This window comes from Plantibacter sp. VKM Ac-2880, from assembly GCF_015351235.1.
Taxonomy (GTDB): Bacteria; Actinomycetota; Actinomycetes; order Actinomycetales; family Microbacteriaceae; genus Plantibacter.
On record NZ_JADKSJ010000002.1, the window covers coordinates 998,782 to 1,014,220 of the forward strand.

The following is a 15,439-nucleotide window of genomic DNA, read 5'->3' on the forward strand; positions in this document are numbered from 1 at the left end:
CGCGGGCGATCCGCCACGGACCCGATCGGAGGAGGCTTGCAGCATCAACCGAAGAGCTCCGCAACCGCGGAGGAAGGAACGAAGCCCATGTCCGCCTCAGCCACCACCGAGTCCCCCACGACCTCGCCCGCCGAGGACGTGACCCTGGCCGACGCCCCGACCGAATCGTTCGGAACGGACCCGCTCGCCCAGACGACGCCCCTCCCGGATCCGACGACACCCGTCGAGACGGTCCCCACCAACCAGACCACCGCGCTCGCCGCCGTCCCACCGGTGCCACCCACCGCGGAGGCCGACCGCGAGAGCTCCACGCAGACGCTGTCGATCATCGCGTTCGCGCTGTCGATCGCGGCGATCGTGGCCCCCTCGTTCGTCCTCCTCCCGATCGCCTCGCTCGTCATGGGCATCATCGCCCTGGCCCGCAAACCGCGGTCGAAGGGCTTCGCGCTCACCGCCGTCATCATCTCGGGCACCATGCTCGCGTTGGCCCTGATCGTCGCCGCCGGTGCCGCCCTGCTGCTCGGCGTCTCGATGGTCGCCTCCATCAACTGATCCGACAACCCGACGGCGCCCGCCTCCTCCTCGAGTCGGCGGGCGTCGTCGCGCGCGGACCCCATACCTCGGGCGTTGATTGTTACACAATCCTCCGCCAGGCTGTCCTCATGACCCGATCGACGATCTCGGCCGACCTGAGCGCTCCAGCCCGGGCGCAGCGCCTCCCGGTCGCGGCCGCGATCCTCGCCGCCGTGTGCTTCGGCACGACGGGGACGGTGCACGCCCTCCTCCCCATCGAGGTCGACTCGGTCGCCTTCGGCGCCGCACGGATCGTGTTCGGTGGCGCTCTACTCGTCGTGGTGTGGGCCATTGCGGCGAAGCGGGCGTCGGCGGCCCACACCGGCTCACCTTCCTCGCCTCGTCCGCGGGTCACGGCACTCGGGCGGCCGGCGCTCATCGCGGCGATCGTCCTCGGCACCGTCGGCGTCGCCGCGTACCAACCGTTCTTCTTCCTCGGCGCGGAACGCAACGGCGTCGCGATCGGCACCCTCACCGCGCTCGGCTCGGCGCCCGCGATCACCGGACTCCTCGAATGGGCGATCCGTCGACGTCGCCCGAGCGCCCGCTGGTTCCTCGCGACCGCGGTCGCGGCCGCCGGCGTCGCCGTCCTGTCCGGCGTCACCGGCGGCGTCGGGGAGGTCACCGTGGACGGACTGCTCGCCTCCGTGGGCGCCGGTGCCTCGTACGCCCTCTACACGCTCTGCAGCAAGGCGCTCATCGACCACGGCTGGAGCCCCCTCGGCGCCATGGCGACCCTCTTCGGCTCGGCCGCGGTCGTCTCCCTGCCCGTGCTGCTCTCCACCGAGGTCGCCTGGATCGCCACCGTCCCCGGAGCGCTCGCGGTCGCCTGGCTCGCGCTCGTGAACACGCTCGCCGGATACCTCCTCTTCGGCTACGCGCTCGGCGGACTGCCCGCATCACGGGTCGCGACGCTGACCCTCTTCGAACCCATGACGGCCACCCTGCTGGGCATCCTGCTGCTCGGCGAGTCGTTCGGACCGACCACCGTCGTCGGTGCCGCGCTCCTGCTCGTCGGGCTGGCGATCCTCGTGACGCCGGCGCGCGGGAGCCGTCGCCCGGGCATCCGATGACCGCCGTCGAGACCGTTGCGCACGCGCTGCGAGAAGGCATCCTGGACGGCCGACCCGGCGCGGGTGAGCCCCTCCGGGAGGCCGCCCTCACCACCCGGTTCGGCGTCAACCGGCACACCGTCCGCGCGGCGCTCCAGATGCTCGCGGCCGAACGGCTCGTCACGTTCGAGGCCTACCGCGGCGCACGGGTGCGGTCGTTCAGCGACGCGGACGTCCTGGCCCTCATGGAATACCGCACGGCGATCGAGGTCGAGGCGCTCCGGCTGCTCCGGACGCGATCGGCGTCCGAACCGCGACCACCGGACGCGGTCATCGCGGCGAACGAGGCGCTCCGGCGGGCCTGCGCTGCACGACCCCACGACCAGCGCCGCATCGAACAGACCCACGCCGATCTGCACCACGCGATCGTGGCCGCCGCGGGCAGTCCGAGGTTGCTCGAAGCCCACGCCGGGCTGCTCGCCGAACTCGGGCTGTTCATGGTGCAGCTCCGCAGCGTCCTCCCACCGGAGGAACTCATCAGTCAGCACGACCGGCTCGTCGACGCACTGCTGAGGGACCACGCCGAGACGGAACTGCGCGCGCACCTGACGCACTCGGCCGAGCAACTCGTGGCGCTCCGCTGCACCGCCGGCTGAGGCCGCACCTCGACAAGCTCGGTGACCGGGGTGGGTGGGTCGGTGACCGGGCTGGGTGGGTCGGTGACCGGGTGGGGACGATGGTCCCCCGGCCCCTGAGCCTGTCGAAGGGCTGGGACGGGTCAGGGGCGGGCCGAGGAGACCTCGCCCGGGCGCACCGCGGCCGCGCCACCGGCCGACGACCGGACGGCCGGGTGCTCGTCGGACGGCCCCGACCACGGCAACGTCACCGTGAACGTGGTGCCGGCTGGCGAGGACGCGACCTCGATCGCCCCTTCGTGCCCTTCGGCGATCGACAGCGCGATCGCCAGGCCGAGTCCCGTGCTGCCTGCGGCCCGCGACCGGGACGAGTCCGCCCTCGCGAAGCGGTCGAACAGCTCCGGGAGGAACGACTCGTCGATGCCGGGGCCGTCGTCCGCGATCGTCAGGGCCGCGCGCTGCGGCTCGTCGACACTCTTCGGCGCGGCGATCCGCGTCACCACCGAGGTGCCCGCCGGGGTGTGGACCGCGGCGTTCGACAGCAGGTTGACGACCAGCTGGTGCAAGCGCTCGCGGTCGCCTCGGACGATGATCGCGCGCTCCGGCACGTCGACCGACCAGTGGTGCCCGGGAGCCGAGACGGCCGCGTCGCTCACCGCGGCGGCGACCAGGTCGCTCAGGTCCACGTCGTCGAGGTGGAGGTCCTGACCCTCGTCGAGCCGCGCGAGCAGGAGCAGCTCGCTCACGAGCGAACTCATGCGGGTCGCCTCCGACTCGATGCGGGCGAGGGCGTGCTCCGTCATCGGCGGGAGGTTCTCGCTGTCCTGGCGCGTGAGCTCCGCGTAGCCCTGGATCGCGGCCAGCGGCGTCCGCAGCTCATGGCTCGCGTCGGTGACGAAACGCCGCATGCGCTTGTCCGTGGCCGCGCGCACGGCGAGCGCCCGGTCGACGTGATCGATGAGGCCGTTGAGCGCCTCGCCGACCTTGCCGATCTCCGTCCGTGGGTCGGTGTCCGCCTGATCCACGCGCACGTCGATCCCCGTGTCCCCGCGCTCGAGTTGCAGCGTCGAGACCTCGGCTGCGGCTGCGGCGACGCGTGACAGCGGACGGAGCGCGAGTCGGACCACGATGATCGCCCCGACGATGGTGACGGCGAGGGCGAGGACGGCGAGGATCGCGATGACGATCGCCTCCTGCTGCACGGCCGCGCGAGGTGTCGCGAGGGAGACCCCGGCGACGAGGGTCTCGCCGTCGCCGTGGTCGAGGAACTCGAGCCGGTACCCGCCGAGCGACCCGAGGCCGATGTTCTGCCGTTCGGAACCCCCGGCGGCTGCGGCCTCCTCGATGAGCGCCTGCGTGCGGACATCGAGCGCCTTCGCGTTCGACTGGGTGAACCGTGCCGAGTCGACCACTTGGCCGTCGGCGATGAGGGCGATGAGGGTCCCCGGACCGTGACCGACGTAGTCGACGAACGGTTTCACGTAGCCGGGCTCGCCCCGCGTCGCGTCCGGGTCGGCGACGGCGCCGTCACGAGCCTGCTGGTCGTGGAACTTCACGACGGAGTGCTCGAAGGCTTCCATGGAACCGGTGAGCTGCGTGTCGACGACCTCGGTGACCGACGCCTCCACCGTGATGACGGTCAAGACACCGGAGACCGCGAGGACCGCGGCGATGACGGCGGCGATCCCGGTCACCAGGCGGCGCTGGAGGGTCCACGGGTGTCGCTGCTTCGGCGGGGACGTCGGGACGCCCGCAGTCGGAACCGCTCCGGTGCTCATTCGACGGGCCGCAGCACGTATCCGACACCGCGGACGGTGTGGATCATCGGCGCGCGGTCGGCGTCGATCTTCTTCCGCAGGTAGGAGACGTAGAGGTCGACGATGCTGGCCTTGCCCGCGAAGTCGTAGTTCCACACCCGGTCGAGGATCTGCGCGCGGCTCAGCACCCGCTTCGGGTTGCGCATGAAGTAGCGCAACAGTTCGAACTCGGTGGTGGTGAGCGCGACCGGCTCGCCGTCGCGGCTGACCTCGTAGCTGCGCTCGTCGAGGAAGAGGCCGCCGATCGTGATGCGCGAGTCGTCGTCGGACACGACGTGTGCGGTCCGGCGCAGCAGGCCGCGGAGGCGCGCGACGAGCTCCTCGAGCGAGAAGGGCTTCGTCATGTAGTCGTCGCCGCCGGCGGTGAGGCCCATGATGCGGTCGTCCACGGAGTCCCGCGCCGTGAGGAACAGCGTCGGCGTCCCAGACTCCGGCTCACCCTGCGAGAAGCTGCGGAGCTGGCGCAGCACGCTCAAGCCGTCCATGTCCGGCAGCATGATGTCGAGCACGACGACGTCGGGTCGCTCGGCGCGGTACCGCTGCACGGCCTCGCGACCGTTGGTGGCGACGTCCACGACCCACCCCTCGTAGCCGAGGGCGAGGCTCACGAGGTCGGTGAGGACCGCCTCGTCGTCGACGAGGAGGACACGGATCGGCGAGCCGTCGGCCCGGTACATCCGCGGAAGCTTGGCGAGGACCGCCCGGCGGCGCCCCGAGTCGACGATCTGCGTCGGCAGGTCGGAGGGCATGGTTCGATTATCCGTCGTCCGGTGGCGGGAACGCGCAGCGACCGGCGATTCATAGAGGGCTCATATCTTTTCAGGCCGAGCGCATGAGCGAGGTGCCTACCGTGGAGGGCATGACCCGAGCAGAGCCCCTGGGCACGCCGTACACCTCCCGCCCTCGCAGGCGGCTCGGTGACGCGCCGGGAGCCACGGAGCGCGTGCGGGTCACCCTCGGTGGGGCCGTGCGGGCACTCCGTCCGCTGATCCCTGCGGTGGTCTCGCGCCCCCGATTCCTGCGTGGCCCGCGGATCCAGGCGCCGGTCGATGCGCACCCGATCCGCACCGAACGCCTCGTCCTGCGTCGTCACCGCCTGGAGGACGCGGACGCCTGGTACCGCATCCAGTCCTCCCCCGAGGTCGTCGAGCACCTCCCGTGGCCGGTGCGCGACCGTCAGGCGTCCCTGGAGCACCTGCGTCATCGCATGGGGCACCGTCGCCTGTGGCAGTCCGGCGACTTCCTCGCACTGGCCGTGGAGCGGGACGGGTATCTCGTGGGTGACGTCTCCCTGCACCTGCGCGACGTGCAGCCGGCCGAGCGCTCGGTGGAGATCGGCTGGGTGTTCGACCCGGCGGCCGGCGGCCGTGGGTTCGCGAGCGAGGCCTCGGCCGCGATGCTCGACCTGGCGTTCACGGAGGTCAAGGCGAAGACGGTGACGGCGGTCATCGAACCCGGGAACACCCGGTCCATCGCCCTCGCGGAACGCCTCGGCTTCCTCCGGGAGGACGCACGGCGCCGCTCGTCGAGCATCACCTTCGCGATCACGCCGTCCCTGCTCGCCGCTCGCCGTGCCGAACGCGCCGCCGCCGGCATGCCGCAGGGGGACGACCGCGCGGCACGTCGCCCCTGACGCTCGCCGTCCCGATCGCCGAACCTGTCGGGGCCGTGTCTCCCCCACACTGGCCCCGGCAGGTTCAGCCATCGGGACGGCGATGCGTGTTCACAACGCAGGAGCGCCTCGGCGTGCCGCCGCAGACCGACGCCCGTCGTCGGCGACGCACCGGCGGCCTCCTGAGTTGCGCCCATAGGGTTCCGGTCGGTTCCAATATCCTATAGGATTATCGCGATGTACCGGCTGGTGCCGGATCGACGGACTCGATGACGAGGAGATGCAGATGACCAGGCTCTGGAACCGGCCGGCGGACTTCGCCGATGAGATGGTGGACGGGTTCGTCCGAGCCAACGGTCGTTGGGTGCGCAAGGTCTCCGGTGGCGTCTCCCGGTCCACGCGATCCGCCGAGCCCGAGGTCGCGCTCGTCATCGGCGGCGGGTCGGGGCACTACCCCGCGTTCGCCGGCCTGGTCGGCCCCGGCCTCGCCCACGGTGCGGCGATGGGCAACCTGTTCGCCTCCCCCTCGGCCCACCAGGTCGAGAGCGTCATCCGCGCGAGCGAACAGGGCGAAGGCGTCCTGCTCAGCTACGGCAACTACGCGGGAGACGTGCTGCACTTCACCGCCGCGCAGGACGCCGTGCGCGCCGACGGCATCGACTGCCGCACGGTCACCGTGACCGACGACATCTTCAGCGCCCCGCCGACGGAACTCCAGAAGCGCCGCGGGATCGCCGGCGACCTCACCGTCTTCAAGGTGGCGGGCGGGGCAGCCTCCAGCGGCTACCGCATCGACGACGTCGAGCGCGTCGCGATCCTCACGAACGCCCGCACCCGCTCGATGGGCGTCGCGTTCTCCGGGTGCACCCTGCCTGGTGCCGACGAGCCCCTGTTCTCCGTCCCGGAAGGGCGTATGGCCGTCGGGCTCGGCATCCACGGCGAGCCCGGCATCGACGAGACCGACATCCCGTCCGCCGACGGCCTCGCCGAGCTGTTCGTGCAGCACCTGCTCGACGACGCCGAGATCCCCGAGGGCGTCACGGTGGACGGCGCGCGCGTCGTCCCCATCCTCAACGGCCTCGGCTCGGTGAAGTCCGAGGAACTCTTCGTCGTCTACGACCGCGTCGCGACGCTGCTCGAGGACGCGGGCGTCACCCTCGTGGACCCGCAGGTCGGTGAATTCTGCACAAGCTTCGACATGGCCGGCGTCTCCCTGACGCTGCTGTGGGTCGATGAAGAGCTCGAACAGCTGTGGAGCGCGCCCGCCGACACCCCGGCCTACCGCACCGGCGCGGTGGACACCGGCGCCCTCGAGACCGTGACCGCCGAGGACACCGAAGCCGCCGAGTTCGTCGTTCCGGAGGCGTCCGCCGAGTCACAGGAGTCCGCAGCCGTCGTCGCCACGGCCATCACGGCCATCCACGAGCTGATCGCCGAGCACGCCGACGAACTCGGCCGACTCGACGCCATCGTCGGCGACGGCGACCACGGCATCGGGATGGACCGGGGGGCGACCGCAGCCGCCGAGGAGGCCGAACGTCTGCGAGCGGCCGGCGCCGGCGTCGCGACCGTGCTCGACCGAGCGGGCGACGCCTGGTCCGACCGGGCCGGCGGCACGTCCGGAGCCCTCTGGGGCGTCATGCTGCGCACCCTGGGCGAACGCCTCGGCGACACCGAGCGCCCGTCGGCCACCGCGGTCAGCGAGGGCGTCACCGCCGCGAAGGACGCCGTCATGCGCTACGGCAAGGCCTCCGTCGGCGACAAGACCCTCGTGGACGCCCTCGTGCCCTTCGCCGACACCCTCGCCGAACGGGTCACCGCGGGCGACGACCTCCCCACCGCCTGGGCCACGGCGGCCGCAGTGGCCACCACCGCCGCCCACGACACGGCCGGACTCATGCCCGGCATGGGCCGCGCCCGCTCGCACGGCTCGAAGGCCGTCGGCGTCGAGGACCCCGGAGCCGTCTCCCTCGCCCTCATCGTCGAACGCGTCGGCGCCCTGCTGTCCGACCACTGACCCGTCCCACCCACCGACCCTCGAACGGCATCCCCGGTCCCTGAATCGACACCCCGGTCCCTGAGCTTGTCGAAGGGCCACCCACGAAAGGCACACCATGACCCGCACCTGGCGAATCGTCATCGGCTCGGATGACGCCGGCTACGACTACAAGGAGATCCTCAAGCGTGACCTCGAGGCGAGCGACCTGGTCGCCTCCGTGGTCGACGTCGGGGTCGACGCCGACGGCCACACCAACTACCCGACCGTCGCCGTGACGGCCGCAGAGATCGTCGCCCGCGGCGAGGCCGACCGGGCCCTGCTCATCTGCGGCACGGGCCTCGGCGTCGCGATCGCGGCGAACAAGGTCCAGGGCATCCGGGCCGTCACCGCCCACGACGGCTTCTCCGTCGAACGCGCCGTGCTCTCCAACGACGCCCAGGTGCTCTGCATGGGCCAGCGCGTCGTCGGCATCGAGCTGGCCCGCCGCAACGTCCGCGAATGGCTCACCTACGAGTTCGACACCACCAGCGCGTCGAACGACAAGGTGCAGGAGATCAGCGCGTACGAAGCCTCCTGATGACCGACCACCCCCGCCCCATCCTCGTCGGCGTGAGTCTGAAGATGTACTTCGGCCACGTGCAGACGCTCGACTGGTGCTCGGCCGTCGCGGGGGTCACGGCCGAGCACCACGCCCTCCGGAGCGGCGCCGCCGAGCTGTTCGTCATCCCCGGTTACCTCTCGGTGACCGGAGCGGTCGAACGGCTCCGCGGCGTCGCGTCCGTCGGCGGTCAGGACCTCGCCACCGAGGACGCCGGTGCGTTCACGGGCGAGGTCAGCGGCGCGGCGCTCCGCGAGGTCGGCTGCGAGGTCGTCGAGGTCGGGCACGCCGAGCGTCGTCGACTGTTCGGCGAGACGCCCGACGTCGTCCGAGCGAAGACCACCGCCGCCCTCCGCAACGGGCTCGCTCCCGTGCTGTGCATCGGCGAGGCCACTCAGGAGGCCCCGGAGGACGCGGCCGCCTCATGCATCGACCAACTCGACGACGCCCTCGCCGGAGCGGTGGCCGCGGGGATCGTCGGGCGGGTCATCGTCGCCTACGAGCCGCACTGGGCCATCGGCGCCGCCGAGCCCGCCGCCCCCGACCACATCAGGACGGTGTGCGCACGGCTCCGCGGCCATCTCGACGCGCTCGCCGAGCAAAGAGCGGTCAGCGCGTCCTCGGCCGTCATCTACGGCGGCAGCGCCGGCCCCGGACTGTTGGCCACCATCGGCGACGCCGTGGACGGCCTCTTCCTCGGTCGCTTCGCCCACGACCCGGCGGCGCTCGCGCTCGTCCTCGATGAAGCGGCCGCCCTGCGGAGCACGGACGCCGACCTGCCGCGATGACGCCTGACGGCCCCGTAAACTGGACCTCGACGATCATCGCGGCAGCTCGACCGGGGGTCCCCCTCCGTGACGACGCCCCGAGCACACATTTCGGAGACCGCCGTGGTTGATGCCGTCTTCCCGCTCGGCGCCTCCTCCTCGCTCGAACGCCGCGGGCTCCGCGACCGGGTCTACGAGCTCGTGCTCGACATGCTCCTCAGCTCGGGCATCGAGCCCGGCGCCCGGCTGTCGATCGACGCCATCGCCCGCGACCTCGACGTCTCCCCGACGCCCGTCCGCGAAGCGCTCGTCCAGCTGGAGCGCACGGGCCTCGTCACCCGCGTCACGCACAAGGGCTACCGCGTCGCCCCGCCCCTCGCCGACGACCAGCTCGAGTCGCTGTTCGACGCACGCATCGTGCTCGAGAGCGGCGCGACCGCCCTCGCCGCAGCCCAGGCCGACGACCTCGTCCCAGCACTCGAGGTCGCCCTCGCCCGACACGTCGAGATGACCGCCAGGGTGCGGGCATCGGCGTCGACCGGCGAGATCCCTGTCGCCCTCCTGCGGGAGTACTTCGCGGTCGACTGGAACTTCCACCACCTCATCTTCGAAGGCACCCGCAACCCGTTCCTCCTCGACATGTCCGAGGGCATCTCGACCCGCGTGCACCGCATGCGCCAGACGGTGGAGACGGGCGTCACCGACGCCGACCAGGCCGTGGTCGAGCACCGGGCGATCCTCGACGCCTTCTCCGAGGGGCCGGAGGCCGCCGCGGCCGCCATGCGCTCCCACATCGAGCTCGTCCGGATGCGCGCCCGGAGCGACGCCGAGCACTGAGCCACCCTGCCCCGCCCGGTCCCTCAGCCACCCTGCCCCGCCCGGTCCCTGAGCCACCCTGCCCCGCCCGGTCCCTGAGCCACCCTGCCCCGGTCCCTGAGCTTGTCGAAGGGCGCGCGAAACGGGGCCGACCGCGTGAGCGATCGACCCCGTCCGGGTGCTGCCTCGTGACTAGTGCGTACGGTTCGCCGTCGTCTCGAGCAGATCGTCCGCCTTCGCCCCGCGGAAGTACCTCGTGCAGTACAGCATCGCCGCCGCGAGGAACGCGAACACACCGAGCGACACCACGCCCCACGCGCCGCTGTCGGTCGGGACGCTCTCGTTGATCCCGGTGCGCATGATCGGCGCCACGAAGCCGCCGAGGTTACCGAGCGAGTTGATGAGGCCGATGCCGGCCGCTGCAGCGGTTCCGGTGAGGAACGCCGTCGGGTAGGCCCACGTGATCGGCCCGACCGAGAGGAAGCTCGCCACGGCGATCGTGATGAACAGGATGCCGAGGAACGGCTGGTTGTTCGCGCCGGCCCAGGCCGAGGCCAGGATGAAGACACCGGTCGAGATGTAGAACATCGTTCCCCAGGTGCGGCGGCGGACGACGGTGTTCGCGTTGCGGCCCACGTAGTAGCACGCGAACAGACCCACGAGCCACGGGATGGCCGCCACGAGACCGACCTGCCAGCCGACGTCCTGACCGATGAGGTTGGAGACCTGCTGCGGCAGGTAGAAGGTCGTCCCGTAGACCGCGATCTGGAGGCAGAAGTAGATGATGGTGAAGTACCACACCTTCCAGCTCGTCATCGCCTTCACGATGCCGGTCGGGCCGTCCGACTGCCTCACGGTGTCCTCGCGTTCCATCGCGGCCGTCAACGAGTCCTTCTCCGACTGGTTCAGCCACTTCGCCTGTTGTGGCGAGTTGGTGAGGAAGTAGAGCGCCGCGAGTCCGGCGAGGACCGCGAGCATGCCCTCGGCGAAGAACATCACCTGCCAGCCGTGCCACGGGGTCAGGGCGTCCCCGAAGCTGATGAGGCCACCGCTGAGCGGGGCTCCGAGCATCTGCGAGAACGGCTGCGCCAGGTAGAAGATCGAGAACATCTGGACACGGACCTTGTTGGGGAACCACTCCGACAGGAACATGATGACGCCCGGGAAGAGACCGGCCTCGGTCACGCCCAACAGGAACCGCAGGATGATGAACATCGTGTCGCCCGTGGTGAACGCGAACAGGGCCGCCACGATGCCCCAGGTCACCGCGATGCGGGCGAGCCAGAAGCGGGCGCCGAACTTCTTCAGCAACAGGTTGCTGGGGATCTCGAAGATCGCGTAGCCGATGAAGAAGATGCCGGCACCGAGGGCGAAGGCGCCGTTGGAGATGCCTCGGTCGACGCTGAGCGCCTCTTCGGCGAATCCGACGTTCGTGCGGTCGAGGAACGCGACGAAGTACAGGATGACGAGCATGGGCATCAGGTGCTTCGACGCCTTGCGGATCGCCGACTTCAGGGCCGGATCGTTGGTCGATCCGATCGCCGGCGGATTGGGTGTGGACAAGACACTCTCCTTTGAGATGACTGGTGCGGGTGGGTGCTGCTGGTACTGCTGCTGCTGCGTGAGGTGGTCAGGAGACCAGTGACGGGATGATCATCCAGAGGCCGATGCCGACGAAGACGATGCCGAGACCGAGGAAGATCAGCCGAGACTTGGTCCACTGACCGGTGAGGTGCTGCATGGTGCTGCTCCGTTCGCTCGTGGTGCGGGGTGGTGCGTGCACCGGCCGCACCCGGGATCGGGGCGGCCGGCTCGGTGCGGGAGACGACTCAGTGCATGTAGAGGCCGCCGTCGACGTTCAGCGTCTGGCCGGTGACGAAGCCGGCGTCCTCACTGATGAGGTAGGCGATCGCGGCGGCGATGTCGCGCGGGGTGCCGATACGCGGGAGGACGCCGTCGGCGGCCATCGCCGTCTTGCGCTCCTCCGTCAGGGTGCCGCCCATGATGTCGGTGTCGATGGGGCCGGGCGAGATGGCGTTGACGGTGATGCCGTCGTGACCGAGTTCGCGCGCGACGCTGCGGGTGAAGCCGATGACGCCGGCCTTCGCCGCCGAGTAGGCCGTCTTGCTGAACGTGCCGCCGCCGCGCTGGGCGGAGACGGACGACAGGCTGACGACGCGCCCGACGCCGTTCGCCACCATCGACTCCACGGCACGACGGGTCGTGTAGTGGACGCCGTTGAGGTTGATGTCGATGACGCGCTTCCACTCGTCCGCGCTCACCTCGAGGTACGGCACTGGCGAGGCCACACCGGCGAGGTTGACGAGCGCGACGAGCTGCGGGAGGGCTGCCTCGAGGGCGTCGAACGCGGCACGCACCTGCGCCTCGTCGGCGACGTTCGCGCCGGCGCCGGCCGCCTGCACACCGTGCTGCTCCGCGATCTCCGCGGCGACGGCTTGCGCGGCCGCCTTGTCGAGGTCGATGATCCCGATGTTCCACCCCAGCTCGGCGAGGTGGTGGGCGGACGCGCGCCCGATGCCGCGCGGGGAAGCCGCCCCGGTGAGGACGACGGTCTTGGACTCGGGGAACGTGGTGGCGGTCATGGCCGGCCTTTCTGCGTGAGGGGGTCGAGGGCTGCGGTGTCCGGCTGGACCGGACGGCCTGCTCAGTGGATGGGGGCCGGCCCGAGCTCGTCCATGAGCTGCTTGATCGCGACGTAGGCCTTGTTGCGGTAGGCGATGAGTTCCGGCGTGCGGTCGGCGGGCACGTCGAGGTAGCCGGCTCCGGACTTGGTGCCGAACTTGCCGGCGTCGACGAGCTCCTTGAGGGAGTCCGGCGTGGCGAAGCGCTCGGGCCAGCGGGTCTGGAGCGAGGCGTAGCAGAACGAGTACACGTCGAGCCCGGCCATGTCGGCGATCGCGAACGGCCCGAAGACGGGCAGCCGGAAACCGAACGTCGTGCGCACGATGGTGTCGATGTCCTCCGCCGTCGCGACGCCTTCCTCGACGAGCTGCGTCGCCTCGTGGAACAGGGCGTACTGCAGGCGGTTGAGCACGAAGCCGGTGGAGTCCTTGACCCGGGCGGTCTCCTTGCCGGTGGCGGCGACGATCTCCTCGACGGTCGCGATCGCCGCGTCGGCGGTGGTCTCGTGGGGGATCAGCTCGACGCCCGGGATGAACGGTGCCGGGTTCGAGAAGTGGACGCCGAGGAACCGTTCCGGGTTCGTGACGGCCTCGGCGAGCGAGCCGATGAGGATGGTCGAGGTGTTCGAACCGATGATCGCGTCGGGCGAGGCAGCCGCACTGATGCGGCGGAGGGTCTCGTGCTTGATCTCGATCTTCTCTGGGACGGCCTCCTCGATGAAGTCGGCACCGGTCACGGCCTCCTCGATGGACGCGGCCGGCGAGACGTTCGCGCGGATCCGCTCGACGGCGTCGGCGGGGAAGAGGCCGTCGGCGACGAACTGCTCGGCCTCGGCGATGAGGCGGTCGTAGTTCTTGCGCGCGATCTCCTCAGAGATGTCGGCGATGCGGACGGTGGCGCCGGACAGTGCGAGCACCTGGGCGATGCCGCCGCCCATGTAACCCGATCCGACGACGGCGATGGTGTGTGCAGTCATGGGGTTGCTCCTGTGATCGTTTCGGTCAGGCCTGCGGCAGCAGGGTCCTGATGTACTTCTGGTTGGTGGAACACATGCCGAGGCTGTCGCCGCCGTAGTGCTCGGCCAGGATGATGCCGTTGAAGCCGAGTTCGACGGCGTCGCGGAAGACCTGGCGGTAGTTGATGAGGCCGGCCTCCATGGTGGAGGGGACGGACGTCGCCCAGCTGCCGTCGGCCGCCTCGTCACGCGTGTAGTTCTTCACGTGCATGTAGTTGGCGTACGGCAGGGTCTTGGCGAACAGCTCGCGCCAATCCTCGACGGGGCGGTGCAGGCGGATGAGGTTCGCGACGTCGGGGTTCAGGCCCACGTTGTCAAGGCCGACCTCCTCCACGAACCGGACCGCGCTGTCGGCGGTGCCGAGGTAGGTGTCCTCGTACAGCTCGAGGGCGAGGGGCAGCCCGACGTCCGCGGCGTGCTTGCCGAGCTCGCGGATGCGGCTGACGGCGGCGTTCCAGACCTCCGGGTCGTCGGGGTCCTTCGGCCCCTGCGCCGTCCAGAACCAGAGCGCCTTCCGCTGCGCCTCGCTGAAGGGCTGGTGCAGGCCGGTGGAGAAGACCCGCATGCCCCACTCCGCAGCGGCGTCGATGGTGCGGTGCGCGTACTCGAGGTTGCGCTCCTCGTGGCCGGGCATGATGACGCTCTGGCGCTGCAGGTGGACGGAGGGGACACCGACGCCGTGCGACTTCGCGATGGCGAGGAACTCGTCACGACGCGAGGGCTCGAGGTCGGCCGGGCGCACGTGGCTGTCCGGCAGCTCGGCGAGGGTGAAGCCGACGCCGGCGACCTGCGCGAAGAGGTCGTCCCAGGCTTCCGGCTCGGCGTCGTGCAGCGAGACGCCATTGCGGTCGACCGGCGGGATGCCGTGGAGGCAGGTGGCGATGGGCCAGGTCTCAGCGGTCCAGGTGGTCTTCGACGACGCCGGGTTCGGCGATGCGGTCGCGTTCGTATCCGTCATGATGCTCCATTGCGCTCAGGGATTGCTGCCCGGGGGTGATGCTCCCGGTGAAAAAGATCCTATAGGAAATAGTAAACCGTTTCCGGGAATACGCAAGAGCACCTCGACAGGCTCTGTGACCGGTCGTGCTGACGACCCCGCCGACCGCCGGGTTCCGGGGTCACCGAGCCCGAACCGGTCACCGAGCCCAACCCGGTCACCGAGCTTGTCGAGGTGCGGCCGCCTCAGCTGTCGAGGATGTCCCAGTCCTCGTCGTCCGCGTCGGCGATGCCGCCCGCGATGAACGCCTCGCCGGCCTCGGTCGCGCGATCGCGCACCGCGAGCAGCAACTCCTCGAGGGAGCCTGCCGAGAGGAACCGCATCTGGTCGAGCTCGCTCACGGGCGCGATGCCCGCGAGCTGCCATGACGACTCGAGCGGGTCGTCGGCGAGCTCGACCACCGAAGCCCACTGCTGCTCACTGAACTCACTCGCCACCGCGAGCGAGCGACGGACGGCCGCCTCGGTCTCGCCGCGCAGCGACTCGAACCGGTCGTCCCACTCCAGGTCGTCGAGCGTTCGGATCTCGGCACGTGGATACGGGTCGTCGGGCAACCAGTCGGTGACCTCGAAACGCTGACCACCCTCGGCGATCACCGCGACGAACCCCTCGCCGCCGTCGACCTCGACGATCTCGGCGACCGTGCCCGTCCGGAAGCGGTGTTCGCCGCCACCCGTCTCCCGGCCGCGCTCGATGAGCACCACGCCGAACGCCGGGTCCTCCGCTTCGAGGAGGTGGGCGAGCATCGTGAGGTAGCGCTCCTCGAACAGCCGGAGCGCGAGCGGCATGTGCGGGAACAGCACGGAGCCGAGCGGGAACATCGGGAGTTCGAGGACGGGGAGTCCTGAGGCCCAGGGCTCGGGACTGAGGGGGTCGGTCATGTCAGCGTCCCTTCGTCCCGTCGACCGGCGGCGC

15 protein-coding genes are annotated in these 15,439 nt (G+C 70.6%); 8 read left to right on the forward strand and 7 right to left on the reverse strand.

What is annotated here, in order from left to right; genetic code table 11:
• Positions 1-87 precede the first annotated feature (87 nt).
• The 3 genes from ITJ57_RS16755 (at position 88) to ITJ57_RS16765 (ending at position 2,281) form a co-directional block, all read left to right on the forward strand.
• Positions 88-552 (forward strand): DUF4190 domain-containing protein, encoded by a 465-nt coding sequence (locus tag ITJ57_RS16755; protein WP_194671141.1) that lies wholly within the window; start codon positions 88-90, stop codon positions 550-552.
• Positions 553-662: 110 nt separating this feature from the next.
• Positions 663-1,646 carry a DMT family transporter gene (locus tag ITJ57_RS16760; protein WP_194671142.1) on the forward strand — a complete coding sequence of 328 codons (984 nt, stop codon included), beginning with the start codon at positions 663-665 and terminating at the stop codon, positions 1,644-1,646.
• Entirely contained in the window at positions 1,643-2,281 is a 639-nt protein-coding gene (locus ITJ57_RS16765; RefSeq protein WP_194671143.1) for a GntR family transcriptional regulator, read from the forward strand. The genes ITJ57_RS16760 and ITJ57_RS16765 overlap by 4 nt, the downstream gene beginning before the upstream one ends.
• Positions 2,282-2,403: 122 nt before the next feature.
• On the opposite strand, the gene ITJ57_RS16770 is transcribed toward ITJ57_RS16765, so the two are convergent.
• Positions 2,404-4,038: a cell wall metabolism sensor histidine kinase WalK gene (locus ITJ57_RS16770; protein ID WP_194671144.1), complete on the reverse strand. Its 1,635-nt coding sequence runs from the start codon at positions 4,036-4,038 to the stop codon at positions 2,404-2,406.
• On the reverse strand, positions 4,035-4,826 hold the full coding sequence (locus tag ITJ57_RS16775; RefSeq protein ID WP_370582468.1) for a response regulator transcription factor: 792 nt from the start codon (positions 4,824-4,826) through the stop codon (positions 4,035-4,037). The genes ITJ57_RS16770 and ITJ57_RS16775 overlap by 4 nt, the downstream gene beginning before the upstream one ends.
• A 110-nt stretch (positions 4,827-4,936) precedes the next feature.
• Here ITJ57_RS16775 and ITJ57_RS16780 point away from each other — a divergent pair, with 110 nt between their 5' ends.
• From ITJ57_RS16780 to ITJ57_RS19880, 5 genes are all read left to right on the forward strand, one after another.
• Positions 4,937-5,710 carry a GNAT family N-acetyltransferase gene (locus tag ITJ57_RS16780; protein ID WP_194671145.1) on the forward strand — a complete coding sequence of 258 codons (774 nt, stop codon included), beginning with the start codon at positions 4,937-4,939 and terminating at the stop codon, positions 5,708-5,710.
• Between the two features lie 265 nt (positions 5,711-5,975).
• Positions 5,976-7,706, forward strand: coding sequence for a dihydroxyacetone kinase family protein (locus ITJ57_RS16785; RefSeq protein WP_194671146.1), 1,731 nt, complete (start codon positions 5,976-5,978; stop codon positions 7,704-7,706).
• Positions 7,707-7,803: 97 nt separating this feature from the next.
• Positions 7,804-8,265 (forward strand): ribose-5-phosphate isomerase, encoded by a 462-nt coding sequence (locus tag ITJ57_RS16790; RefSeq protein WP_056013815.1) that lies wholly within the window; start codon positions 7,804-7,806, stop codon positions 8,263-8,265.
• The gene (locus tag ITJ57_RS16795) at positions 8,265-9,074 is read left to right on the forward strand and encodes a triose-phosphate isomerase family protein (RefSeq protein WP_194671147.1); all 810 of its coding nucleotides are present in this window, start codon (positions 8,265-8,267) and stop codon (positions 9,072-9,074) included. The genes ITJ57_RS16790 and ITJ57_RS16795 overlap by 1 nt, the downstream gene beginning before the upstream one ends.
• A 102-nt stretch (positions 9,075-9,176) precedes the next feature.
• Positions 9,177-9,890: a GntR family transcriptional regulator gene (locus ITJ57_RS19880; RefSeq protein WP_370582469.1), complete on the forward strand. Its 714-nt coding sequence runs from the start codon at positions 9,177-9,179 to the stop codon at positions 9,888-9,890.
• Positions 9,891-10,061: 171 nt separating this feature from the next.
• On the opposite strand, the gene ITJ57_RS16805 is transcribed toward ITJ57_RS19880, so the two are convergent.
• The 5 genes from ITJ57_RS16805 to ITJ57_RS16825 form a co-directional block, all read right to left on the reverse strand.
• On the reverse strand, positions 10,062-11,432 hold the full coding sequence (locus tag ITJ57_RS16805; protein ID WP_228507313.1) for an MFS transporter: 1,371 nt from the start codon (positions 11,430-11,432) through the stop codon (positions 10,062-10,064).
• A gap of 266 nt (positions 11,433-11,698) precedes the next feature.
• A complete protein-coding gene (locus tag ITJ57_RS16810) occupies positions 11,699-12,472 on the reverse strand; it encodes an SDR family NAD(P)-dependent oxidoreductase (protein ID WP_194671148.1) in 774 nt (257 codons plus the stop codon).
• Between the two features lie 62 nt (positions 12,473-12,534).
• Positions 12,535-13,488: a 3-hydroxyacyl-CoA dehydrogenase family protein gene (locus tag ITJ57_RS16815; RefSeq protein WP_056776820.1), complete on the reverse strand. Its 954-nt coding sequence runs from the start codon at positions 13,486-13,488 to the stop codon at positions 12,535-12,537.
• 25 nt (positions 13,489-13,513) lie between these two features.
• On the reverse strand, positions 13,514-14,485 hold the full coding sequence (locus ITJ57_RS16820; RefSeq protein ID WP_194671149.1) for a sugar phosphate isomerase/epimerase: 972 nt from the start codon (positions 14,483-14,485) through the stop codon (positions 13,514-13,516).
• Positions 14,486-14,709: 224 nt separating this feature from the next.
• Positions 14,710-15,405 carry an LON peptidase substrate-binding domain-containing protein gene (locus ITJ57_RS16825; RefSeq protein ID WP_228507315.1) on the reverse strand — a complete coding sequence of 232 codons (696 nt, stop codon included), beginning with the start codon at positions 15,403-15,405 and terminating at the stop codon, positions 14,710-14,712.
• Positions 15,406-15,439: the final 34 nt, after the last annotated feature.